Source organism: Aminobacter anthyllidis (assembly GCF_018555685.1).
In the GTDB taxonomy this organism is placed as follows: Bacteria; Pseudomonadota; Alphaproteobacteria; order Rhizobiales; family Rhizobiaceae; genus Aminobacter; species Aminobacter anthyllidis.
The window spans coordinates 365967-389113 of sequence record NZ_JAFLWW010000002.1 but is presented as its reverse complement, the minus strand read 5'-3'; the positions used below and the strand labels follow the sequence as shown (position 1 = coordinate 389113).

Genomic DNA, 23147 nt, shown 5'->3' with positions numbered 1-23147 from the left:
GATGCCGATCAGTACGGGCTCGCGACGTCGCCGGTCTCGACATAGACCGTCTTGAGCTGCGAGTAGTGCGAAAGGGCGGCAAGCGAGTTCTCGCGGCCAATGCCCGACTGCCCGGCGCCGCCGAAAGGGATTTCGACAGGCGTCAGATTGTAGGCGTTGATCCAGCAGGTTCCAGCCTTGAGTTCACCGATGACGCGGTGGCCGCGCATGATGTCCTTGGTGAAGACGCCGGCGGCGAGGCCGAACTCGGTGTCGTTGGCGCGCGCGATCACCTCGTCCTCGCTGTCGAAGGACAGCACGCTCATGACGGGGCCGAAGATCTCCTCGCGGGCGATGCGCATGTTGTCAGTGACGCCAGTGAACACGGTCGGCTCGACGAAGTTGCCACCCTCGAAACCTTGCAGCGACGGCGTGCCGCCACCGCAGCGGAGCTCGGCGCCCTCGCGTTGGCCGACGGCGATATAGTCAAGAACCTTGTCGTGCTGGGCCTTGCTGACCAGCGGGCCCATTTGCGTTTCAGGGTCGAGCGGGTCGCCGATGCGGATCGACTTGGTACGTTCGACCAGACGCTCTACGAAGCGGTCGTGCAGGCCCTTCTGGACAAACACGCGGGTGCCGTTGGAGCAGACCTGCCCGGTCGAGTAGAAATTGCCGAGCATGGCACCACCGACTGCGTTTTCGAGGTCGGCGTCGTCGAAGACGATGATCGGCGACTTGCCGCCGAGTTCCATCGTCGCGTGCTTCATGTGCGAGCCGGCGAGCGCCAGCACCTTCTTGCCAGTCGGCACCGAGCCGGTGAGCGAGATCTTGTCGACGACCGGATGCGAGGCAAGGGCAGCGCCGACGTCGCCATAACCCTGGACGACGTTGAACAGCCCGTCGGGCAGGCCGGCTTCGGTATACACTTCGGCCAGCGCCAGCGCCGATAGCGGCGTATTTTCGGAGGGTTTGAACACCATGGCGTTGCCCATGGCGAGCGCGGGGGCCGACTTCCAGCCGGCGATCTGGATGGGATAGTTCCAGGCGCCGATGCCGACGCAGACGCCGAGCGCCTCACGCCTGGTGTAAGCGAAGGGGCCGCCGAGATCGACATAGTCGCCGTTGAAGGCAGCGATCGCGCCGGCGAAGAATTCGAGGCAGTCGGCGGCGGAGGCCGCGTCGGCGACCAGCGTTTCCTGGATCGCCTTGCCGGTGTCCAGCGTCTCCAGTCGCGACAGTTCCTCATTGCGGGCGCGCAGGATGTCTGAGGCGCGGCGGAGAATGCGGCCGCGCTCGACCGGCTTCAGCCGCGCCCAGGCCGGCTGGGCTTCGCGTGCGGCCTCGACGGCCAGCTCGACGATGTTGGCCGTGGCCGAGTGCAGTGAGGCGATCGCTTCGCCGGTTGCCGGATAGATGACCGGGATCGATGCCCCACGCTCGTCGTCGATGTAGCGGCCGTTGACATAATGCGAGGCTTTGGGCTGGGCGCGCATGCGTTTGCTCCAGTTGTATTTTCGATGATCCGGGCGATTTGGCCGGATGATGCTCTATCTGTCGGAGACCTGCCAGCGCGGATTGATCCACGGCTCCTGGTTCGACGGTGCAAGCGGCGTCCGGCCGAGGATGTGGTCGGCGGCCTTTTCGCCGGTCATGATCGATGGACCGTTGAGGTTGCCGTTGGTCACGCGCGGGAAGATCGAGGAGTCGGCGACGCGCAGGCCTTCGACACCGATCACTCGGCACTCCGGATCGACAACACTTGTCGGGTCGTCGGCGCGGCCCATGCGGCAGGTCCCGCAGGGATGGTAGGCGCTCTCCGAATGTTCGCGGATGAAGGCGTCGAGTTGGTCGTCAGTCTGAACCTGGGAGCCAGGAGAAATCTCTTGGCCGCGGAACGGATCGAAGGCCTGTTGCGCGAAAATCTCGCGGGTGAGGCGGATGCAGTGGCGGAAGTCCTCCCAGTCGTCGGGATGGGACATGTAGTTGAAGCGGATCTCAGGCTTGGCCCAGGGATCGCTCGACCGCAGGGTGATCGCACCGCGCGATTTCGACCGCATCGGTCCGACATGGGCCTGGAAACCGTGCGACTTGGCGGCTGCCTTGCCGTCGTAGCGTACGGCTGCCGGCAGGAAATGGAACTGGATGTCGGGATAGTCGACGCCGGCTTTGGAGCGCACGAATGCCGCCGCTTCGAAATGGTTGGTGGCGCCGAGGCCGGTCTTGAAGAACAGCCACTCGGCGCCTATCAGCGCCTTGGAGAACGGGTTGAAGACCGAGTGCAGGGTGATCGGCTGGGTCGCCTCCTGCTGGATGTAGAGTTCCATGTGGTCCTGGAGATTCTGGCCGACGCCGCGCCGGTCGGCCACGACTGATATGCCATGCTTCTTCAGGTGCTCGGCGGGTCCGATGCCCGAGAGCATCAGCAGTTTCGGCGAATTGATCGAGGACGCAGCGATGATCACCTCACGTCGTGCCTTAACGACCTGAATCTTCTTGCGAGCTTCGATCTCGACACCGATCGCGCGTTGATTCTCGATCACCACGCGCCGCGCGAAGCCATTGACGACACGGACATTTCCGCGCTTGAGAGCTGGGCGCAGATAGGCGTTGGCTACCGACCAGCGCCGGCCGCCATGGATAGTCTGCTCCATGGCGCCAAAACCTTCCTGCTTGGAGCCATTGTAGTCGTCGGTCAGTTCGAACCCAGCTTGCCGGCCGGCGTCGACGAAGGCCTGGTAGAGCGGATTCTTGCGCGGGCCGCGCTGGACGTTGAGCGGACCCGAAGTGCCGCGCCAGCCATCCTCACCGCCGTTCGAATGCTCCATGCGCTTGAAGTAGGGCAGCACGTCGGCATAGCCCCAGCCGTTGGCGCCCTGTTCGGCCCAGTGGTCGAAGTCGTGGGCGTGGCCCCTGACATAGACCATGCCGTTGATCGAGGACGAGCCGCCGAGCACTTTTCCGCGCGGGGTGGCCAGCACGCGGCCACCGAGATGCGGCTCGGGCTCGCTGGCATAGCCCCAGTCGTAGCGGCTCATGTTGAGCGGGATCGACAGCGCCGACGGCATCTGGATCAGCGGGCCGAAATCGGTGCCGCCATACTCGATGACGATGACGGAGTGCTTGCCGTCCTCCGAAAGGCGGTAGGCCATGGCCGAGCCGGCGGAGCCGGAGCCAACGATTACAAAATCTGCTTCAAGCATTGTTCACGTGAACCATGAAATCGGCGAGCGAGACGTTGCCGCCGGTTGCGACGACGAGCACGGTCTTGCCTGCCACGTCGACCTTTCCTCCCAGAAGGGCTGCTAGTGACGATGCGCCGGATGGTTCGAGCACCAGCTTCAGGCGCTCGAAGGCGACGGTCATCGCGCGGCGGACGGCTGCGTCGTCGACGGTCAGCGCGCGAACATTGGTTGTCGTGACGGCAGCGAAAGGGGCCTCGCCTGGGCGGCGCGCCATGAGACCGTCGCAGATCGACTTCTCCGCCAGCGGCACGGCAGAGACCGCGCCCTTGGCAAGCGAGGCGCCCAGGCCGTTGAAACCTTCAGGCTCCACGGCGAAGACCTGCGTCGACGGCGAGAGATGATGGAAAGCCAGCGATACGCCGCCGATGAGCCCTCCGCCACCGACGGGGCAGAGCACGATGTCGGCTACCACACCCTTGGCCGCCAGCTGGTCGAGCGCTTCTAGACCGGCGCCGGCCTGGCCAGCGACGATCTCGGGATCGTCGAATGGGTGCAGCAGGACGAGCCCTTCGGTCTCGGAGATTTCGCGTGCCTTGGCGGCGGCGACCTCTTCGCGGGCGCGGTCGCCATGGTCGGTCAGGACCACGCGCGCGCCATAGGCCTTGGTCGCCTCGCGCTTGGCTGCGGGCGTATCCATGGGCATGACGATGGTGACGGGAACGCCGAGCGATTGGCCGGCCGCGGCAAGCCCTTGCGCGAAGTTGCCGGAGGAGAAGGCGACCACGCCGCGCTTCGCTTCGTCAGGCGTGAGCTGCTTCAGCCGCCAGTAGGCGCCACGCGCCTTGAATGAGCCCGACCACTGCAGCGACTCGGCCTTGACGAAGACGCGTGCCGCGCCGGTCTCGCTGGCGAGTACCGCGGATTCGAGCAGCGGCGTGAGCTGTGTCGCTTGCGACGTCTCTGCATAGGCCTGGCGCAGTCTGTCCAGGCTCGGAACGGTCGTGCTCATTATTCGCCTCTCGGGAAACGTTTGCTCTCTTCGAGCACATTGAGGTCCATGTGGTTGCGCATGTAGCGCTCGGACGCCTTTTGCAGCGGCTGGAAATCCCACGGGTAATAGGCGCCGTTGCGCAGGGCAGGGTAGATTACCCAACGGCGCGCCTGGCTCTCGCGCACTGCGGCGTCGAAGGCTGCCATGTCCCAGCGGGCATGGACCCTGGCCATGAAGCCGGCCACGAGGTCGGCGTTAGCAGGGTCCGCGGCGAGGTTGCGGAGCTCCTGAGGATCCGATTCCAGGTCAAACAGTTGCGGCGGGTCGATCTCGCAGTGGGCGAACTTGAAACGGCCGTCGCGGATGGCGACCAGCGGTGCGTAGGAGCCTTCGGCGGCGTATTCCATGAGCACCGGGGCAGTGCGCTGTTCGCCGTTGATCAGCGGGACGAGCGACTGCCCGTCGGTCCACGGCATGATGGCCGCAAGGTCGATGCCGGCGAGATCGCACAGCGTCGGAAGGACATCGAGATTGGAGGTCGGGGCTTCGATCAAACCGGCGGGCAATCCCTTGCCGGCGACCATCAGCGGGACGCGCGCCGAACCCTCGTAGAAGCACATCTTGAACCACAGGCCGCGCTCGCCGAGCATGTCGCCGTGGTCTGAGCAGAACAGTATCACGGTGTCGTCGAGCATGCGCGTGCGCTCGAGTACCGAGAGCAGTTCGCCGACCTTGTCGTCGATGTAGGAGATGTTGGCGAAGTAGCCGCGACGCGAGCGGCGCACTTGTTCCGGCGTGATGTCGAAGCTCGCGTAGTCGCTGGCGAGGTAGAGACGCTGCGAGTGCGGGTCCTGCTTGTCCTCAGAGATGAAGCCGACCTCGGGATCAAGCGCTGGGCAGTCCTCGTAGAGGTCCCAATACTGGCGTCGCGCGACATAGGGGTCGTGCGGATGGGTGAAGGAGACGGTGAGGCACCAGGGACGACGTTCGGCCTGATCGGAAACGCGGGCAAAGTCGTAGAGCTTCTGGGTCGCGAGGAAGGCGACCTCGTCGTCATACTCCATCTGGTTGCTGATCTCGGCAGTGCCCGCGCCGGTGACCGAGCCGAGATTGTGGTACCACCAGTCGATGCGTTCGCCGGGCTTGCGATAGTCCGGTGTCCAGCCGAAATCGGCCGGGTAGATGTCAGTCGTCAGCCTCTCCTCGAAGCCATGCATCTGGTCGGGGCCGACGAAGTGCATCTTGCCCGACAGTACGGTGTGGTAGCCGGCGGCGCGCAGGTGATGCGCAAAGGTCGGAACCGACGACGTGAACTCGGCGGCGTTGTCGTAGACCCCGGTGCGCGACGGCAATTGCCCGCTCATGAAAGCGGCGCGGCCCGGAGCGCAGAGAGGTGAGGCGGTGTAATTGTTCTTGAAGCGCGCCGAGCGCGTTGCCAGTGCCTTGAGATGCGGGGCGTGCAGGAAGTCGGCGGGACCGTCCGGGAAGAACGTTCCGGCCAGCTGGTCGACCATGACGATGAGGATGTTGGGTCTAAATGACGTCATGCGGCCTTCGCCTGCGTGAGTTTGATTTCAAGATAATCTTCGATGAGCGCTGCAGCCGTGGCCGCATCCGGTATGCCGTCCTTGAGTGCCCGGCGAATGTAGAGACCATCGATCAGTGCGGCTGTGGTTTCCGCTACGCGTTCCGCCTCCGGGCGCGATAGCAGTGCCGAGAGTCCGCTCATCAGATTGGAATGCAGGCGACTGGCGTAGACCCGCAACAGGCGGCGCAGGGTCGGGGACTTCTGGGCTTCGACGTAGAAAGCAAGCCATGCCGCGATCGTCTCGGCGCGAAACTGCTTGTCGGAGAAGTTGACGGCGATTACGGCCGAAACGCGAGCGCGTGGGGTGGTGCTGGCGGTCAGTGCTGCACGGCAGTCGGCGTTCAGTTCGGTCAGCAGATACCGCATGGTTGCCTGGAGCAGGTCGTCTTTGGCGCCGAAGTAATGATGGGCAAGCGCCGACGACACGCCGGCACGGCCCGCGATCTCCGACATGGTCACATCAAGGCTGCCGCGCTCGCCGATCGCCGAGATCGTCGCGTCAATCAGTGCCTTGCGGCGCAGTGGCTCCATTCCGACCTTGGGCATTCAAACAACCTCCAGGGCTCAGCCTATTTTTAATTGACGCATCAATCAATAAAAACTCCGCCGCGTAATACTCCATTTCCGACGTTGAACGACATTGAAACTGTCCGAGATTTGTTCAATATTGAACTGAATAGAGCCGTTGGATTCACCCCTGAAATGGCGCAACATGCGCCCTGCGATTGGAGGCAGTGATGACCGCATGCATCGTTGGCTGGGCGCATTCGCGCTTCGGCAAGCTTGAAGGCGAAACGCTGGAAAGCCTGATCACCAAGGTTGCCAGCGAGGCGCTCGAGCATGCCGGCATAGGAGCCGACGAGGTCGATGAGATCGTGCTCGGCCATTTCAATGCCGGCTTCTCCGCCCAGGATTTCACCGCGAGCCTGGTCTTGCAGGCCGACGACCGCCTGCGCTTCAAGCCGGCGACGCGCGTCGAAAACGCCTGCGCCACGGGTTCGGCTGCGGTGCGGCAGGGCATCCGGGCGGTGAATGCCGGATCTCGGATCGTGCTGGTGGTCGGCGCCGAACAGATGACGACGACACCTGGGCCCGAAATCGGCAAGAACCTGCTCAAGGCATCGTATTTGCCGGAGGACGGCGACACCCCGGCAGGATTCGCTGGCGTCTTCGGCAAGATCGCCCAGGCTTACTTCCAGCGCTATGGCGACCAGTCGGACGCGCTGGCGATGATCGCAGCGAAGAACCACAAGAACGGCGTCGACAACCCTTATGCCCAGATGCGCAAGGATTTCGGCTTCGACTTCTGCCGCAAGGAGAGCGAGAAGAACCCGTTTGTCGCCGGGCCATTGAAGCGCACCGACTGTTCGCTGGTTTCGGATGGCGCTGCAGCGCTTGTGCTGACCGACAGCACGACGGCATTGCGCATGCGCCGCGCCGTTGCCTTCCGTGCCAACGAGCACGTGCAGGATTTCCTGCCGATGTCGAAGCGCGACATCCTGCAGTTCGAAGGCTGCGAGATAGCCTGGAACCAGGCTCTGAAATCGGCAGGCGTTTCCCTCGACGATCTGTCTTTCGTAGAAACGCATGACTGTTTCACCATTGCCGAGCTGATCGAATATGAGGCGATGGGGCTCGCGCCGCGCGGCGAGGGTGCCCGGATCGCCATGGAAGGCATCACCGCCAAGGACGGCCGCCTGCCGGTCAATCCCTCCGGCGGTCTCAAGTCGAAGGGACACCCCATCGGCGCTACAGGCGTTTCGATGCACGTGCTGACCGCAATGCAGCTGACCGGCGAGGCTGGCGGCATCCAGGTCAAGGACGCCAAGCTCGGTGGCATCTTCAACATGGGTGGTGCGGCGGTCGCCAACTACGTGTCGATCCTGGATCGCATCAGATGAGGCATTCGGCCGTCGTCATCGGCGGTGCGTCGGGCATCGGCCTTGCCGTGGCCGAGCGCCTGATATCAGATGGCTGGCCGGTGGCGATGATCGACGGCGATGCGGCGGCACTTGCCGCCGCTGCAGACGCCATCGACAATGACGATGTCGTTTTCATCGAAGCTGATCCAACCGACGAGGACAATGTCGCCGAAGCTTTCGACCAGGTGGTGGACAGCCTCGGCCTCGTTGGCGGATTGGTGGCCGTGGCTGGTTTTGACCGCCATGCAAGTGCCGAAGACACCAGCGCTGAAATGTTGCGCGAAGCACTGGACGTAAATCTCGTCGGCCCCTTCATTGCCGCCAAGGCCGCGCTTGAGCGGATGGGTGCCTCCTTATCCATCGTCAATGTTGGTTCGGTCGCAGGCCTGCGCGCTCATCGTGGCAAGCTCGCCGTTGCCGCCTCACAGGCCGGACTGAAGTTGATGGCCGAGGTACTGGCTCTGGAGGCCGGAAATCGCGGCGTTCGTGTCAACGCCATTGCTGCCGGGCCGACAGAGACCGAGGCAGCTGGCAATGGTGGCGGGGTCGCAGCTCGCCTGATGCCGCAAGGACGTTATGCCGAGCCCGAGGAGATAGCTGCCGCCGTTGCCTTCCTGCTTTCCCCGGAGGCAAGCTATGTCAACGGTCATACACTTGCAGTGGATGGCGGATTCCTTGCCGCCGCGCTATCGGGTGACAGGGCATGATGCTGCACTGCTAGCGTGGCAGGTGGCATGCCCGTGAAAGTCGTCCGCAAGCGCATGAAGGCTCGTTAAACAATGACAAATCCGGTTCTTGTCGAGGTGCTGCGTGGCGACCTCGTTGAAAGCGTGCATCGTGGCGCGGTGGCCGTCGTTGATGGCGATGGCAAGCAGGTCTGGGCTACAGGTGACACACAGCAGCCGGTGTTCCCGCGCTCGGCAGTCAAGGCAATCCAGGCGCTGCCCTTTGTCGAAAGCGGTACGGCCGACGCGTATGGCTTCGGTGAACGCGAATTGGCGCTGGCCTGCTCCTCGCATTCCGGCGAGGTCGCTCATGCCGAACTCGCCAATGCCATGCTCGCCAGGGCTGGACTTGAGGTTGACGCCCTCGAATGTGGCGCGCACTGGCCGTCTAACCACGCTGCCACCATTGCGCTGGCACGCGGCGGGGCGTCGCCAAGCGCGCTGCACAACAATTGCTCGGGCAAGCATTCCGCTTTCGTGTGCACCTGCCGCCATCTCGACATTGCGCATCAGGGCTATGTCAGGCCTGGGCATCGCTTCCAGGAGATGGTTCGGGAAACTATGGAAGCCGTCACCGGGGCCGCGCACAACGAGGCCAATCGCGGCACGGACGGCTGTTCGATCCCGACTTTTGCCGTGCCGCTGCAAAACCTTGCCCTTGGGTTCGCGCGAATGGTCACCGGCAACGGTCTCGGCACGGAAAGGGCAAGGGCAGCGCGCCGGCTGATGTCAGCCTGCATGGCCGAACCTTTTCTGGTCGCGGGAACCGACAGGGCCGATACGGAGTTGATGCAGACTGCACCCGGACGGATCTTCGTCAAGGTTGGCGCCGAAGGCGTGTTTTGCGCGGCCGTACCCGAACTCGGGGTCGGAATCGCGTTGAAATGCGACGACGGCGCGGGCAGGGCGGCCGAGGTTATGATCGCGGCGGTCCTCGCCAGGCTTTTGGCACGTGATGAAGCGCTGGCGGGTAGCATGATCAAGGCTGCCAATCCGGTGCTTAAAAACTGGAACGGCATCGAAGTTGCGTCGCTTCGGCCCACCGCTGCATTCGGCTGAGGGCGCAATGAGCGGGTCAGCCTGGCTGGCTTGTTATCCATGCAGCGAACACCTAGGTTCGATTGATGAGCAGAGCTTTTACCCGCGAAGACGATAGCGAGAACGTAATCGCCGACATTGGCGAGCGACCTGTAAGCGCGTCGCGAAACCTGGTGACAGAGCAGGGGCTGGTTCATATCGAGACCCAGCTTGCAAGCCTGCGCGAAGATTTGGCGAAGGCCGAGGCCGACGCAGATCGCGAGCGCATTGCGACTGTGTCGCGCGATCTGCGCTATTGGCAGTCCCGCCGCGAAACCGCCGAGGTTTCCATTCCCGAGCCCGACAGCACGGTTGTCCGCTTTGGCATGAAGGTCGTCGTCGAGGACGACAATGGCAAGCACAACGTCTGGCAGATTGTCGGCGAGGACGAAGCTGACGCCGCCAAGGGCCGCATCTCCCACTCCTCGCCGATGGCGATAGCGCTGTTTGGCAAGTCCGTTGGCGACCTGGCCTCGGTCAACGGCCATGAATGGGAGATCATTGAACTCGGCAGCTAGCTTTCGACCGCAATCGTGTGATCGCGGAAGAAGGCGGTCGCACCGGCTTCATCGATTTCGCCGGCTGCAACGCCCATGACGAACAAATAGAGCGCTCCATCGTCAGCAGTCAGCTCATAGCCATTCACCGCCAGGAACGTGCCTGCGGCGACGATGGCGGTTCGCTTGTTGCCGTCAACGAACGCATGATTGCGCGCGATTCCGAACAGGTAGGCGGCCGCCAATTCTATGATGGTCGGATGGCCATAGGCGGCCTTGTTCTCTGCGCGGGCAAGCGCCGATTCCAGGGCGTTTTCGTCGCGAAGCCCTTGCGCACCACCATGCCGCCGGAGCTGTTCCGCATGCATAGCCTCAACGACGCGCCGGTTCAGAAACTGCGGGCTCATTCGGCAAGCTTCTGAAGCGCCACCTTGTACTTGTCCATGAACTTGTTTGCAGCTTCCATCTGCCGCTCGAATGCGTCGTCCGTAGGCTTAAGAGTGAGGCCATCATTGGATTCGACAATCTCAAGCGTGTCTCCGGCTTTGAGATTGTGCCGTTCCAACACTTCCTTCGGCAGGATCACGCCTTCCGAGTTTCCGATCTTGCGAACCGTTACGTTCATGGCAATGTCTCCATGTTATAACTCATGTATAACATGCGTGCTCGCCGGAACCAAGCCATTGTCGCTTGCGTGGACGGCCACTATACCTTGCAGGTGGCCGCAGCTGCGGTCGGAAAATAGCATTGCCGGAGACAACGCCCATGGCGCAGGACGACAGCATTTTCATTGGTGCCAGCCGCAAGCCGGACGATAGCTATCAACGACCCGAAGAGTTGCTGTTGAAATACGGCAATCGCCACGGCCTGGTTACTGGCGCGACCGGCACCGGCAAGACGGTGACGCTGCAAATCCTTGCCGAAGGCTTCTCGAATGCCGGCGTTCCGGTGTTCTGCGCCGACATCAAGGGTGACCTGTCGGGCATCGCCATGATGGGCGAGGCCAAGGATTTTCTCACCGCGCGCGCCCAGGCGATCAAGCTCGATCCATATGAGTTCCAGGAGTTTCCTGTGATCTTCTGGGACCTGTTCGGCGAACAGGGGCATCCGATCCGCGCGACGGTCTCGGAGATGGGGCCGCTGCTGCTTTCGCGGCTGATGAACCTCACCGACGCGCAGGAAGGCGTGCTCAATATCGCCTTCCGCATTGCCGACGAAGAGGGGCTTCTGCTTCTCGACATGAAGGATTTGCAGTCATTGCTGGCCAACATCGCCGATCGTGCCGAGGAAATCGGCGCGCGCTACGGTAATGTCACGAGGCCGTCGGTCGGCGCGATCCAGCGTTCGCTGCTGGTGCTCGAACAGCAGGGCGGCAATCATTTCTTCGGCGAGCCGGCACTGAAGATCGCCGACATCATGCGCACGACGCGCGACGGCCGCGGCGCGATCAACGTGCTCGCCGCCGACAAACTGATGATGAACCCGCGGCTCTACGCGACCTTCCTGCTGTGGTTGCTGTCGGAGCTGTTCGAGGTGCTGCCGGAAATCGGCGACCCCGACAAGCCGAAGCTGGTGTTCTTCTTCGACGAGGCCCACTTGCTGTTCGACGAGGCGCCGAAGATCGTCGTCGACCGTGTCGAGCAGGTCGTGCGCCTGATCCGTTCGAAGGGCGTCGGCGTCTACTTCGTCACCCAGAACCCGCTCGACGTCCCCGAAACCGTGTTGGCCCAGCTTGGCAACCGCGTACAGCATGCGTTGCGTGCCTACACGCCGCGTGAGCAAAAGGCGGTGAAGACGGCGGCGGATACCTTCCGTCCGAATCCGGATTTCGATTGCGCCAAGGCGATCACCCAGCTCGGCACCGGCGAGGCACTGGTGTCGACGCTCGAGGCTAAGGGTGTGCCATCGATGGTTCAGCGGACATTGATCCGGCCGCCGGCATCGCGGCTTGGACCGATCACGCCGCAGGAGCGACAGAAGCTAATCAATGAGAGCCCGGTCGCCGGTCAGTACGACGAGACTGTCGACCGCGAATCGGCCTTTGAAATGCTGCAGAAGAAGGCGCTCGACGCGCAAAAGGCCCAGCAGGAAGCTCAGCAGGCGAACACGGGCGGCGGCGGTGGCTGGACCATTCCGGGCTTTGGCAATGACGCGCCGCCGGCTTCGGGCGGCCGCAACACCGGCAATGCGCCGAGGCCGAGGACATCCAACCGGCAGACGGTGACCGAAGCGGCACTGAAGTCGGTCGTGCGCTCCGTTGGCTCGTCGGTCGGCCGTGCGCTGGTGCGTGGAATTCTCGGAAGCTTGAAGAAGGGCTTCTGACCCGACAGTCTTCCGGCCAAAGCAAAACGGCGCGTCGATGACGCGCCGTTTTTTGTTGGCGATTAAGCCTGAGGTCAGGCCATGCCGAGGCCGCTTGTAACCAGGATCGGCGTCTTGGAAGGCACGCGGTCGTAAAGATCCATGATGTCCTGGTTCATCAGGCGCACGCAGCCCGACGACACCGACTTGCCGATCGTCCACCATTCCGGTGAACCGTGGACGCGGTAGAGCGTGTCTTCGTTATTCTGGAAGATGTAGAGCGCACGCGCACCGAGCGGGTTGTTCAGGCCAGGCGCCATGCCGCCGTTGCGGACGCTGTACTTCTCGAGCTTCGGGTCGCGGCCGATCATGTCGTCCGGCGGCGTCCACTTCGGCCACTTGCGCTTCCATTGGATGACGGCGCGGCCAGACCAGGCAAATCCGGCGCGGCCCAAGCCGACGCCATAGCGGATCGCCTCGCCGTTCTCGCGGACCAGGTAGAGGAAGTGTGTCGAGGTGTCGACGACGAGCGTGCCTGGACGTTCGCCGGTTGGATCGGCAACGACCTGGCGAAGGAACTGGGGCTTCACCTTCTTGATCGGAATGCCGGGAACCTCATAGCCTTCGTCGCTGACGGGGCCATACATGCTGACATAGTCGCCGAAAGCCGGGTCGATGGTTGGCGTCGGCGGGACGATCTGTGGTGCTTCAACGAACTGGCCGCCTCCGCTGACGGTCGAGCAGGCTGAAAGAGCTGCTGTGGCAGCGCTTGCGGCCGCCAGGTTGAGAAAGCCGCGCCTGCTGAGGGGGCGGGATGAATCAATGAATGTGGGCATGGCTGCGATCTAGGATTCCAGTTCGAAAGAAATGGTGAATTCAAGGGAAGCGGTCGGCGTCCCCTTAACGCTCACGGAGATAGGCGGGTCAAAATCTGACCTGAGGGTGGACAAAGCATGGCAACGATGTGACGCGCCAATCACTGTTGCGTTATGGCAACATAGCTGACCTATGGTGAGCTAACCAATTGTAACTAAACCTTCCAGCGACGGCAGGATCAGGGATGGCGGGAAGTCGCGATATTCGTCCGGCTGGTCGGCGCGGTTGATCCAGACGGTGCGGCAGCCGAACTTGGCGGCCCCTGCTATGTCCCATCGATTGGACGACTGGAACGATATTGCCTCAGGATAGAGGCGCCAGCTGCTGGCCACCAGATCATACACCGACTGGTCCGTCTTGAAGCGGCGGACGCTGTCGACGGAGAAAACTTCATCCAAAATGAGGTCGAGCCCGGCCGAACGCACCGCAGCTTCCAGCATCGCCGGCGAGCCGTTGGACAGGATGGCAAGGCGCGCGCCGCTGTCTTTCAGATTGCGCAAGACAGCGGGAACCTCAGGATAGCAGTCGAGTTGCCAATAAGCGTCGAGCAGCTTGCTGCGCATCGTCGGGTCGACAGAGGGCACTTTGCTGAAGGCGAAGTCGAGCGCCTGCTCGGTGAGTTGCCAGAAATCGAGATAGGCGCCCATCAAAGTGCGGACCCAGGAATATTCGAGCTGCTTGGCCCGCCAGATCTCGGACAGGAGCTGGCCATCCGGGCCGATGTCGACGGCGTGGCGGCGAACGGCGGCGTGCACGTCGAACAACGTGCCATAGGCATCGAATATGTAGGCGGCGTGGCGCATGCTTGTGGTTTTCCAACGGCTTGGCAGCGAGCGCAAGCACAACTATCCGCTGGCTCCAATATTTCAGCTTGCTGCTGGTTGACGGGACCTGCCAAAGGCTTTTCGATGCCAGCGATCAACAGGATGCGACGGGAAACGAAATCATGATGCTCGCGGCGGCTGCACAATCCACGACCTGGACCTTTGTCGACGGCGACTGGCATGAGGGAAACGTCGCAATCATCGGCCCGCGCAGCCACGCCATGTGGCTTGGTTCCAGCGTGTTCGACGGCGGCCGCTGGTTCGAGGGCGTGGCGCCGGACCTTGAAGCCCATTCGCGGAGGGTCAATTCCTCGGCCATCGCATTGGGCCTGAAACCGACGATGAGCCCCGAACAGATCGTCGGGCTGACCTGGGACGGGCTGAAGAAGTTCGACGGCAAGACGGCGGTCTATATCAGGCCGATGTATTGGGCCGAGCATGGCGGCTATATGGGGGTTCCGGCCGACCCTGCATCGACGCGGTTCTGCCTGTGCCTCTACGAATCACCAATGCTGCCACCGACAGGATTTTCGATCGGCCTGTCGCCATTTCGCCGCCCGAGCATGGAAACCATGCCGACCAACGCCAAGGCAGGCTGCCTCTATCCAAATAATGGCCGGGCTATTCTCGACGCCAAGATGCGCGGGTTCGACAATGCGCTGGTGCTCGACATGCTGGGCAATGTCGCCGAGACCGGTTCTTCCAACATCTTCCTCGTCAAGAACGGCCAGGTGTTCACGCCGGCACCGAATGGAACTTTCCTTTCCGGAATCACCCGCAGCCGCACGATGTCGTTGCTTGCCGACCGTGGCTATACCGTCATCGAGAAGACGCTATCGGTGCGCGAATTCCTCGAAGCGGACGAAATCTTCTCCACCGGCAACTACTCCAAGGTCGTTCCGGTGACACGCATCGAAGATCGAAATCTGCAGCCGGGACCGGTAGCAAAAAAATCGCGCGAGCTATATTGGGAGTGGGCTCACTCTACCGGCAAGGCCTGAGTGCAGCGAAGAAAAAACACTGCCTCTCATCTGTTTCCACGATGATGACGACCTATCTGTAGACGGCATAGTCATGCCGCGAAATTGCCAGCAAGGGAGTATGATCCATGGCTTTTGAATTGCCCGAATTGCCCTACGACTACGAGGCGCTGCAGCCCTTCATGTCGAAGGAAACGCTCGAGTATCACCACGACAAGCATCACAAGGCCTATGTCGACAACGGCAACAAGCTGGCTGCGGAAGCAGGCATGGACAAGCTGTCGCTTGAAGAGGTGGTGAAGCAGTCGTTCGGCAAGAATGCCGGCCTGTTCAACAATGCCGCGCAGCACTACAACCACGTCCACTTCTGGAAATGGATGAAGAAGGGCGGCGGCGGCAACAAGCTGCCTGGCGCACTGCAGAAGGCGATCGATGCCGATCTCGGCGGCTACGACAAGTTCAAGGCGGACCTGATTGCTGCCGGCACGACCCAGTTCGGTTCGGGCTGGGCCTGGCTGTCGGTCAAGGACGGCAAGCTCGCCATCTCCAAGACCCCGAACGGCGAGAACCCGCTTGTTCACGGCGCGACCCCGATCCTCGGCGTCGACGTCTGGGAGCATTCCTATTACATCGACTATCGCAACGCCCGCCCGAAATACCTCGAGGCGTTCGTCGACAGCCTGATCAACTGGGACTACGTGCTCGAGCTTTACGAAAAGGCCTGAACCTAATCTCGGTCCATATGTTGCGAACGAAAACCCCGGCTCTGCCGGGGTTTTTTGCATTTGGGTGGCAATGTTTGAAAAAGACTAACAGTCACGCAAGCGTGAAGAGAATTTCCGGACGAATTCGGCCAGTTTCGCCGTTGGCCCTAGGCAGCATTTGCAACCCAGAGAGGACCTGATGAAGAAAATTGTGTTTGCCATTGCAGCGCTAGCGCTCGCTACCACCGCGGCATTCGCCGATGTGATCGCTGACCGACAGGCGGTGATGAAGGAGAATGCAAAGCAAGTCGGCACACTTGTGAAGATGGTGAAGGGCGAAGCTCCGTTTGATGCGGCGGCTGTGGTCGCGGCCCTGACTGCTCTCAATGACAACGTCCAGAAGATCGATGTGGCAGCCTCGTTCCCCGCCGGGAGCGACCAGGGCGACACCACCGCTTCGCCCAAGATCTGGGAAGACCTGGCCGGGTTCCAGGCTGAAGTCGACAAGTTCAAGGCCGTCACGGCAGCCGCGGTCGCAAGTCCCGCCGCGGACGTCGATGCACTGAAGGCGCAGGTGGGCACGATCGGCCAGACCTGCGGCACCTGCCACGAGGCTTTCCGCGTGAAGAAGGGCTGACCGCTAGCGGATGGCTGTTTTCAGCAAAATCGCAGTTGCGGCTCTGGCGCTTGGCGGCGCCGGGGCCGCAATTCTCTGGTGGCTGACGGTACCAGAAAAGCTGGGGCCAGAGGCGCTCGCGGCATTGGGAACCGGTGACGCAACCCGCGGGCAGCGCATCTTCGATGCCGGCGGCTGCGCCTCGTGCCATGCCAAACCGAAATCCGAAGGCGACGTGCGCTTGCAGTTGGTGGGCGGCGTCGAGCTCAAGACGCCATTTGGCACCTTTGTGGCACCGAACATTTCTTCCGACCCCGATGACGGCATCGGCGACTGGTCGCTCGAAGACTTCGCCAATGCAATGCTGAAAGGCGTTTCGCGCGACGGGCAGCACCTGTACCCGGCATTTCCCTATGCCTCCTACGCCCGCATGAAGCCTGCTGATGTTGCCGACCTCTACGCATTCATGAAAACGCTTCCAGCCGTGCAGGGCAGGGCGCCCAACCACGACCTTGCGTTCCCCTTCAACATCCGGCGCGGGCTGGGGCTGTGGAAGCAGCTATATCTCGGCAATGAGCCCGTGGTGGCGTTTGCCGAGGGCACGCCAGAGACCGTGCTCCACGGCCGCGATCTTGTTGAAGGTGCGGGCCATTGCGGCGAATGCCATACGCCGCGGAGCCTTGCCGGCGGCACCGAGAAGGGCCAGTGGCTGGCCGGCGCCAAGGCTGCGGAAGGCGATGGCGTCGTGCCAAACATCACGCCAGAAGGCAAAGACATCAGCGGCTGGTCCGAAGGCGACATCGCCGGCTATCTCGAAACCGGCTTTACGCCGGAATTCGATTCGGTGGGCGGGACAATGGTCGAGGTTCAGAAGAACATGGCCAGGCTGACCGCAGCGGACCGGGAGGCGATCGCCGCTTATCTTAAGGCGATCCCGCCGCATCCCAACGGCTACCCGGCGCAACAGCCGAAGCCGGCTGGTTAAGCGTACCGGCGGCCACAGGCCCGCCGGTCTCCCATCTCAATGACTAGGCACGCCCGGCGACCTTCAATGCGAAAGCATAGTTGAAGGCAACTTCCTCGAGTCGCGAGAAACGGCCGGAGGCGCCGGCATGGCCCGAATCCATGTTGATCTTGAACAGCACAGGACTGTTGCCCGACTTGCGCTCGCGCAGCCGCGCCGCCCATTTGGCCGGCTCCCAATAGGTGACGCGCGGATCGGTGAGGCCGGCGACCGCCAGGATCGGCGGATAGTCGACAGCGGCGACATTGTCGTAGGGTGAGTAGGCGGCGATGGTCTTGTAGTCCGCTTCCGAGTCGATCGGATTGCCCCATTCAGGCCATTCCGGCGGCGTCAGCGGCAAGGTGTCGTCGAGCATGGTGGTCAGCACGTCAACGAAGGGCACCTCGGCGATGATGCCGGCGAAGGCCTCGGGCGCCATGTTAGCCACTGCCCCCATCAGCATGCCGCCGGCCGAACCGCCTTGCGCGACGATGCGCTCGTGCGACGTATAGCGCTCGGCAACGAGATGGTGCGCGCAGGCGATGAAGTCGGTGAAGGTGTTGACCTTGGTCGCGCGCTTGCCGTCGTCGTACCAGGCGTAGCCCTTGTCCTTGCCGCCACGGATGTGGGCAACGGCATAAACGAAGCCGCGATCGACGAGCGACAGGCAGTTGGTGTTGAACGAGGCGGGAATGGTCATGCCATAGGAACCGTAGCCATAGAGCAGGCAAGGTGCCGTACCATCTAGTGGGGTGTCGCGATGATGGATGAGCGAGATCGGCACCAGTTCGCCGTCCGGCGCCGGAGCCATCAGCCGGCGGGTCACATAGTCCTCGATGTTGTGGCCGGAGGGCACTTCCTGAGTCTTGAGCAAGGTCCGCTCGCGTGTCCGCATGTTGTAGTCGAACAGCTGCGACGGGGTGGTCATCGACGAATAGGAAAAGCGCATGGTGTCGGTGTCGTATTCGTAAGAACCCGACAGCCCAAGCGAGAACGCCTCCTCGGGGAACGAGATGAGGTGCTCGGCGCCCGTCGCGCGCTCATGGACGACGATCCGGGGCAGGCCTTCCTTGCGTTCGAGGCGGACCATGAAGTCCTTGAAGCCGACTACCGACAGGATGAGGCGGCCCGGTTCATGAGCGACGAGCTCCTTCCAGTTCGCGCGCACCGGATCGCTGACGGGTGCCGTCATGATCTTGAAATCCTTGGCGCCGTCGACGTTGGTCAGCACGAAGAAGATGTCGCCGCCTTCTTCGAGATCGTATTGCAGGCCGATCTCGCGTGCCGCCACCAGCTTGGGGGCTGCCAGTGGATCGGTGGCGGGGAACAGGCGGTACTCGGAGGTCTCATGATCGCTGATCGAGATCATGATCCATTCGTTGGAGCGCGTGCCACCGACATTCATGAAGAAGCCGGGGTCGGTTTCCTCGTAGATCAGCCGGTCGGACGCGGCGTCGCTGCCGAGCGCATGGTAGAGGACCTTTGACGGCCGGTGATTGGGGTCAAGGCGGGTGTAGAAGAAGCCGGCATTGGCCGCGTCCCATGTGCCCGAACCGCCAGTGTCGCCGACGACGTCGGTCAGGTCGGTGCCATCAGACAACTGGCGGACGCGCAGCGTATAGAACTCCGAACCCTTGTCGTCGAAGCCCCAGATCAGGCTGCTATGGTCGGAAGAGTGGTCGAGCCCGCCAAGCCTGAAATAGGCATGGCCTTCGGCTTCCTTGTCGCCGTCAAGGATGATCTCCTCCGCGCCGCCTTCGCTGGGGATACGGAAGTAACGCGGCTGCTCGCCACCCTTCTTGAACGACGAGCCATAGGCGAAGGGACCATCCTTCATCGGCACCGAGGAATCGTCCTCCTTGATGCGGCCCTTCATTTCAGCAAACAACGCCTTCCTGAGATCGGCGGTGTCGGCCATCAGTTCGGCCTGGTAGGCGTTTTCCGCCTCGAGATGGCTGCGGATCGCAGGATCAAGCACGCTTGGGTCGCGGAACACCTCCTGCCAGTTGTCGGCGCGCAGCCATGCGTATTCGTCGACACGAGTAATGCCGTGGCGTGTGTCGGAGACGGGGCGGCGCTCGGTCGAGGGCGCGGCGACATCGGCGAAAATGGCAGGTCTGGTCATCAGGTCTCGCATGGGATGAATCTTGAATGGCGAATGAACACGCCGATCAGGGCGGGTTCAAGGGGTGAGTTGCATTGTTTCGTCAACGTTCCAATTGACCGGTCCTGCCGGAAGGAGATGAACATGCTAACGAAAGTAACCGCGGCACTTGTCGTCGCCTCGACTGTTGGGCTGCTGGCCGGCCAATCCCATGCGGCGGCGTTCGCCGCCTGGCAGGTGAACGATGTTCCGTTTGGCGATACGCTGAACATCCGCAAATATCCTTCCAACGGTTCGCAGAAACAGGCTGCCTATCCCAATGGCATGGTGCTGCAGATGACCGGCAAGTGCACCGGCGGTATCGATCTGCTGAACATTTCGCATCTGCCCGATTGGAAGCAGGAGCAGCAGGTTCGCTATCGCTGGTGCCAAGTCTGGCATGACCCTGCCCAGAACGGACATTTTGTGACCGGCTGGGTCTACGGCAAGTACATCACGCCGTATTGACAGCATATTGACCACACTCAGCTCCCCGAGGACGACCCAGTCCGACACTTGTCGTTGACAAGGTCCGTTCAGGGTTGCCCCCACGTGGCAGGGAGTCTATGCCCTAGCTGTAATAACGTGAGACGTTAAGAGGGCCTGCACGCTGACCTTCCTTATCCTCATGCTGCCATTTGTCGGCGCGCTTTTCGCTCCGCTCCTGACCCGCGTGATGAAACACAATGCCGGCTGGGTGCTTGCTGCGGTTCCATTGCTTGTGTTCGTGCATTTCGCCGGAATGCTCGGGATTGTGGGCTCCGGTGCTACTGTTTCAGCTGGCTTTGACTGGGCGCCAAGCCTTGGTCTGCGCTTTTCCTGGTATCTCGACGGCCTGTCCCTGACCTTTGCGCTGCTGATCTCGGGTATCGGTATTCTGATCGTCATCTATTCCGGCGGCTATCTCAAAGGGCACCCGCATCAGGGACGGTTTTTCTCGTTCATCCTGCTGTTCATGGGCGCGATGCTGGGGCTGGTGGTCTCGGATTCCTTCCTGATGCTGTTCGTCTATTGGGAACTGACGTCGATAACGTCGTTCCTGCTGATCGGTTTCGATCATGGCCGGGAGGCCTCGCGGCGTGCGGCGTTGCAGGCGCTGCTGGTGACCGGCCTGGGGGGGCTTTCGCTGCTCGGCGGCCTGCTGGTGATATCGCAGGCAACCGGTGTGAACGAGCTTTCATCCCTGCTCGCCGCCGGCGATGCCTTGCGTAACAGCCCGCTTTATCTCGTTGCCCTCATACTGGTCCTGGGTGGCGCTTTCACCAAATCGGCGCAGTTTCCCTTCCATTTCTGGCTGCCTAACGCCATGGAGGCGCCGACACCGGTTTCGGCCTACCTGCACTCGGCGACCATGGTGAAGGCAGGCGTCTATCTGGTGATGCGGCTCAATCCTGCCATGGGGGACACAGCAGCCTGGGAAACGATCCTGCCGATGTTCGGCGGCGTCACGCTGGCCGTCGGCACGCTGCTGGCTGTCAGGCAGACCGATCTCAAGCTGATGCTTGCCTACACCACCGTCGCCTCGCTTGGGCTCCTGGTGATGCTGACCGGCTTCGGTTCCGACAAGGCGATCGAAGCGGCGGCGCTCTATCTGATTGCGCACTCGATGTTCAAGGGCGCGCTGTTCATGGTCGCCGGCCTGATTGACCATGAGACGGGCACGCGCGACATCACCGGGTTGCGCGGCCTGCGCAAAGCCATGCCGGTCACCTTCGTCGCAGCAATGCTTGCGGCACTTTCTATGGGCGGGTTGCCGTTGTTCTTCGGCTTCCTTGCCAAGGAAGAGATTTACGCCGCGCTTGGTGCGCCCGAAGGCTGGCAGGCCGCGTTGCTGGTCGTTGCCATCTGTGGCAATGCGCTGATGTTTGCCATCGGCTTTGCCGTTGCGCTTCGACCTTTCGTGGGCGCTGCCGCAAAGGCGCCAAAGGCGGCACATGAAGGGCCGATGTCGCTGTGGCTGGGGCCGGTCGTGCTCGGGGCCTCGGGGCTTGCCGCTGCACTCGTCTCGCCTATCATTCACCGTTTCTTCTCGTCGCCTACGGCCAGTGCCGTCGCTGGAAGCCCGGTCGATGTCACCATCTCGACAATTCCCCACCTAGGCGTGCCGCTGCTGCTTTCCGGCCTTACGGTTGCGCTGGGTGTCGCCGCCTATCTCGGGCTGGACAGGCTGCGCGGGGCGATGGTGGGTGTCCTTAAGACGATAGGCTGGGGGCCGGACCAGGGCTTTGACCAGGCGCTGCGCGGACTGTTGCGCCTTGCGACTGGCTTGACCCGTGTCATCCACAATGGCCGTCTCGACATCTATATGACCGTCACCTTCATCGCGGTGGCGGCGGCCCTGTTGTTGCCGATGATGCTGTTTGACGAACTGCCTTCCATTCCAAGCATCCCGGAGTTCCGCTTCTATGAATGGGGTGTGTTGGCCATAGCGGTGATCGGTGTCGCGGCGGTGGTCCACGCGCGCAGCCGTCTCACGGCTATCGTTTCGCTCGGCATCCAGGGCTTTGCGGTCGCCTTGCTCTACATGCTGTTTGGCGCGCCTGACCTGTCGTTCACCCAGTTCATGGTCGAGACGCTGTCGGTGGTGATCCTGGCTTTGGTGATGACGCGGCTCAGACTTGCGCCGACCGATCACCGGCCGTTCGGGCAGAAGCTGGTGGACATGGCGATTGCCGGAGCATGCGGCGCTGGCTTTGCCTTGCTGCTGCTGAAAGTGACGCAACTGCCGTTCGACGACCGGCTGTCGCAGTTCTTCAACACCTACTCCAAGACGATCGCCCATGGCCGTAACGTCGTGAACGTCATTATCGTCGACTTTCGCGGCCTCGACACGCTAGGCGAGATCGCCGTGGTGATGGTCACGGGGCTGGCGATACTGGCATTGGTACGCATCCGATCGAAGAAGGTGGAAGTGCGCGCGACAGTGGCAGAGGAGGCGTAGCATGCAGACGCTGATCTTCAGGACCGCGACCCCCTTTCTTACCTGCCTGATGCTGATGTTTTCGGTCTTCGTGCTGTTGCGCGGCCACAACGAGCCAGGCGGTGGGTTCACCGGCGGGTTGATCGCGGCTTCGGCCTTCGCAATCCATGGCATTGCGTTTGGCGTGCCGGCCGTCAGGCGCGCGCTCTATTTCCATCCCATGGCGATTGCCGGGTTTGGACTGTTTGCATCCGCTGTTGCCGGGTTACCGTCACTGCTGTTTGGAATGCCATTCCTGACCGGTTTGTGGAGCGCGCCAAGCCTCTTTGGCATGAGCGTCGACCTGTCAACGGTCATGGTCTTCGACATTGGCGTCTATCTCGTTGTGGTCGGGTCGTTCACCTCGATCGCGCTCGCCCTAGAAGACCGGGAGCACGATTGATGGAAGCCGTCTTCGCAATCCTTGTCGGCCTGTTCTTCGCTGCCAGCATTTACCTGATGCTGTCGCGGCACATCATCCGCATCCTGCTCGGCGTCGTTTTGTTCGGCAACGCCGTCAATCTGCTGATCTTCACCAATGGCCGGATCATGCGCGAGGTGCCGCCGATCATCGCCGAAGGTCTCGACGTGCCGGCAGGTGCCGTGGCCAACCCATTGCCACAGGCGCTGATCCTGACAGCCATCGTCATCTCGTTTTCGTTCTTCGCTTTCCTGCTGGTGCTTGCCTATCGCGCCTACCAGGAGATCGGCACCGACGACACCGACGGCATGCGAGTTGCCGAACCGGCCGACGACGGCCTGCCGCCGATGGGGTACTGA

At 62.2% G+C, this 23147-nt stretch carries 23 protein-coding genes; 13 read left to right on the top strand and 10 right to left on the bottom strand.

The window, feature by feature from the left end; all coding sequences use genetic code 11:
• Nucleotides 1–8: 8 nt before the first annotated feature.
• The 5 genes from betB to betI are packed head-to-tail and all read right to left on the bottom strand — an operon-like array spanning nt 9 to nt 6286.
• Nucleotides 9–1472 carry a betaine-aldehyde dehydrogenase gene (gene betB, locus J1C56_RS07045; RefSeq protein WP_214387361.1) on the bottom strand — a complete coding sequence of 488 codons (1464 nt, stop codon included), beginning with the start codon at nt 1470–1472 and terminating at the stop codon, nt 9–11.
• A 54-nt stretch (nt 1473–1526) separates the two neighbouring features.
• A complete protein-coding gene (gene betA / locus J1C56_RS07040; RefSeq protein WP_214387359.1) occupies nt 1527–3179 on the bottom strand; it encodes a choline dehydrogenase in 1653 nt (550 codons plus the stop codon).
• Entirely contained in the window at nt 3172–4170 is a 999-nt protein-coding gene (locus tag J1C56_RS07035) for a threonine/serine dehydratase family protein (protein ID WP_214387357.1), read from the bottom strand. The genes betA and J1C56_RS07035 overlap by 8 nt, the downstream gene beginning before the upstream one ends.
• On the bottom strand, nt 4170–5699 hold the full coding sequence (gene betC / locus J1C56_RS07030) for a choline-sulfatase (protein WP_214387355.1): 1530 nt from the start codon (nt 5697–5699) through the stop codon (nt 4170–4172). Before betC ends, J1C56_RS07035 begins: the two co-directional genes overlap by 1 nt.
• The gene (betI, locus tag J1C56_RS07025; RefSeq protein WP_214387353.1) at nt 5696–6286 is read right to left on the bottom strand and encodes a transcriptional regulator BetI; all 591 of its coding nucleotides are present in this window, start codon (nt 6284–6286) and stop codon (nt 5696–5698) included. The genes betC and betI overlap by 4 nt, the downstream gene beginning before the upstream one ends.
• A gap of 191 nt (nt 6287–6477) precedes the next feature.
• On the opposite strand from betI, the gene J1C56_RS07020 reads away from it, so the two are divergent.
• From J1C56_RS07020 to J1C56_RS07005, 4 genes are all read left to right on the top strand, one after another.
• Nucleotides 6478–7641, top strand: coding sequence for an acetyl-CoA acetyltransferase (locus tag J1C56_RS07020; RefSeq protein WP_214387351.1), 1164 nt, complete (start codon nt 6478–6480; stop codon nt 7639–7641).
• Entirely contained in the window at nt 7638–8369 is a 732-nt protein-coding gene (locus J1C56_RS07015) for an SDR family NAD(P)-dependent oxidoreductase (protein WP_214387349.1), read from the top strand. Before J1C56_RS07020 ends, J1C56_RS07015 begins: the two co-directional genes overlap by 4 nt.
• A gap of 72 nt (nt 8370–8441) precedes the next feature.
• Nucleotides 8442–9446: an asparaginase gene (locus J1C56_RS07010; RefSeq protein ID WP_214387347.1), complete on the top strand. Its 1005-nt coding sequence runs from the start codon at nt 8442–8444 to the stop codon at nt 9444–9446.
• A 65-nt stretch (nt 9447–9511) separates the two neighbouring features.
• Nucleotides 9512–9982, top strand: coding sequence for a GreA/GreB family elongation factor (locus J1C56_RS07005; RefSeq protein ID WP_214387345.1), 471 nt, complete (start codon nt 9512–9514; stop codon nt 9980–9982).
• Here J1C56_RS07005 and J1C56_RS07000 read toward each other — a convergent pair.
• Together J1C56_RS07000 and J1C56_RS06995 are read right to left on the bottom strand one after the other, a co-directional pair.
• On the bottom strand, nt 9979–10368 hold the full coding sequence (locus J1C56_RS07000; RefSeq protein WP_214387343.1) for a type II toxin-antitoxin system death-on-curing family toxin: 390 nt from the start codon (nt 10366–10368) through the stop codon (nt 9979–9981). The genes J1C56_RS07005 and J1C56_RS07000 overlap by 4 nt on opposite strands.
• The gene (locus J1C56_RS06995; protein WP_214387341.1) at nt 10365–10586 is read right to left on the bottom strand and encodes an AbrB/MazE/SpoVT family DNA-binding domain-containing protein; all 222 of its coding nucleotides are present in this window, start codon (nt 10584–10586) and stop codon (nt 10365–10367) included. The genes J1C56_RS07000 and J1C56_RS06995 overlap by 4 nt, the downstream gene beginning before the upstream one ends.
• Before the next feature lie 140 nt (nt 10587–10726).
• Here J1C56_RS06995 and J1C56_RS06990 point away from each other — a divergent pair, with 140 nt between their 5' ends.
• Nucleotides 10727–12283: a helicase HerA-like C-terminal domain-containing protein gene (locus J1C56_RS06990; protein ID WP_214387339.1), complete on the top strand. Its 1557-nt coding sequence runs from the start codon at nt 10727–10729 to the stop codon at nt 12281–12283.
• 74 nt (nt 12284–12357) lie between these two features.
• On the opposite strand, the gene J1C56_RS06985 is transcribed toward J1C56_RS06990, so the two are convergent.
• A complete protein-coding gene (locus tag J1C56_RS06985; RefSeq protein WP_214387337.1) occupies nt 12358–13098 on the bottom strand; it encodes a L,D-transpeptidase in 741 nt (246 codons plus the stop codon).
• A gap of 180 nt (nt 13099–13278) precedes the next feature.
• A complete protein-coding gene (locus J1C56_RS06980; RefSeq protein WP_214387335.1) occupies nt 13279–13941 on the bottom strand; it encodes a haloacid dehalogenase type II in 663 nt (220 codons plus the stop codon).
• 143 nt (nt 13942–14084) lie between these two features.
• Between J1C56_RS06980 and J1C56_RS06975 the strand changes: the two genes are divergently transcribed.
• From J1C56_RS06975 to J1C56_RS06960, 4 genes are all read left to right on the top strand, one after another.
• On the top strand, nt 14085–14963 hold the full coding sequence (locus J1C56_RS06975; RefSeq protein ID WP_214387333.1) for a branched-chain amino acid aminotransferase: 879 nt from the start codon (nt 14085–14087) through the stop codon (nt 14961–14963).
• A 107-nt stretch (nt 14964–15070) separates the two neighbouring features.
• Complete coding sequence (locus tag J1C56_RS06970; RefSeq protein WP_214387331.1) at nt 15071–15667, top strand: superoxide dismutase; 597 nt, start codon at nt 15071–15073, stop codon at nt 15665–15667.
• Between the two features lie 178 nt (nt 15668–15845).
• The gene (locus tag J1C56_RS06965) at nt 15846–16283 is read left to right on the top strand and encodes a c-type cytochrome (protein WP_214387329.1); all 438 of its coding nucleotides are present in this window, start codon (nt 15846–15848) and stop codon (nt 16281–16283) included.
• Between the two features lie 10 nt (nt 16284–16293).
• Nucleotides 16294–17247 carry a cytochrome c gene (locus J1C56_RS06960; RefSeq protein ID WP_214387327.1) on the top strand — a complete coding sequence of 318 codons (954 nt, stop codon included), beginning with the start codon at nt 16294–16296 and terminating at the stop codon, nt 17245–17247.
• A 43-nt stretch (nt 17248–17290) separates the two neighbouring features.
• On the opposite strand, the gene J1C56_RS06955 is transcribed toward J1C56_RS06960, so the two are convergent.
• Nucleotides 17291–19390, bottom strand: coding sequence for a S9 family peptidase (locus J1C56_RS06955; protein WP_214387325.1), 2100 nt, complete (start codon nt 19388–19390; stop codon nt 17291–17293).
• Between the two features lie 33 nt (nt 19391–19423).
• On the opposite strand from J1C56_RS06955, the gene J1C56_RS06950 reads away from it, so the two are divergent.
• The 4 genes from J1C56_RS06950 to J1C56_RS06935 all read left to right on the top strand — a co-directional run bounded on the left by J1C56_RS06950 (nt 19424) and on the right by J1C56_RS06935 (nt 23147).
• Nucleotides 19424–19876, top strand: a complete 453-nt coding sequence (locus tag J1C56_RS06950; RefSeq protein WP_420797367.1) for an SH3 domain-containing protein — start codon at nt 19424–19426, stop codon at nt 19874–19876.
• A 154-nt stretch (nt 19877–20030) separates the two neighbouring features.
• Nucleotides 20031–22349 (top strand): putative monovalent cation/H+ antiporter subunit A, encoded by a 2319-nt coding sequence (locus tag J1C56_RS06945; protein ID WP_338001423.1) that lies wholly within the window; start codon nt 20031–20033, stop codon nt 22347–22349.
• A 1-nt stretch (nt 22350) separates the two neighbouring features.
• Nucleotides 22351–22770 carry a Na+/H+ antiporter subunit B gene (locus tag J1C56_RS06940; RefSeq protein WP_214387323.1) on the top strand — a complete coding sequence of 140 codons (420 nt, stop codon included), beginning with the start codon at nt 22351–22353 and terminating at the stop codon, nt 22768–22770.
• Nucleotides 22770–23147: a Na+/H+ antiporter subunit C gene (locus J1C56_RS06935; protein ID WP_214387321.1), complete on the top strand. Its 378-nt coding sequence runs from the start codon at nt 22770–22772 to the stop codon at nt 23145–23147. Before J1C56_RS06940 ends, J1C56_RS06935 begins: the two co-directional genes overlap by 1 nt.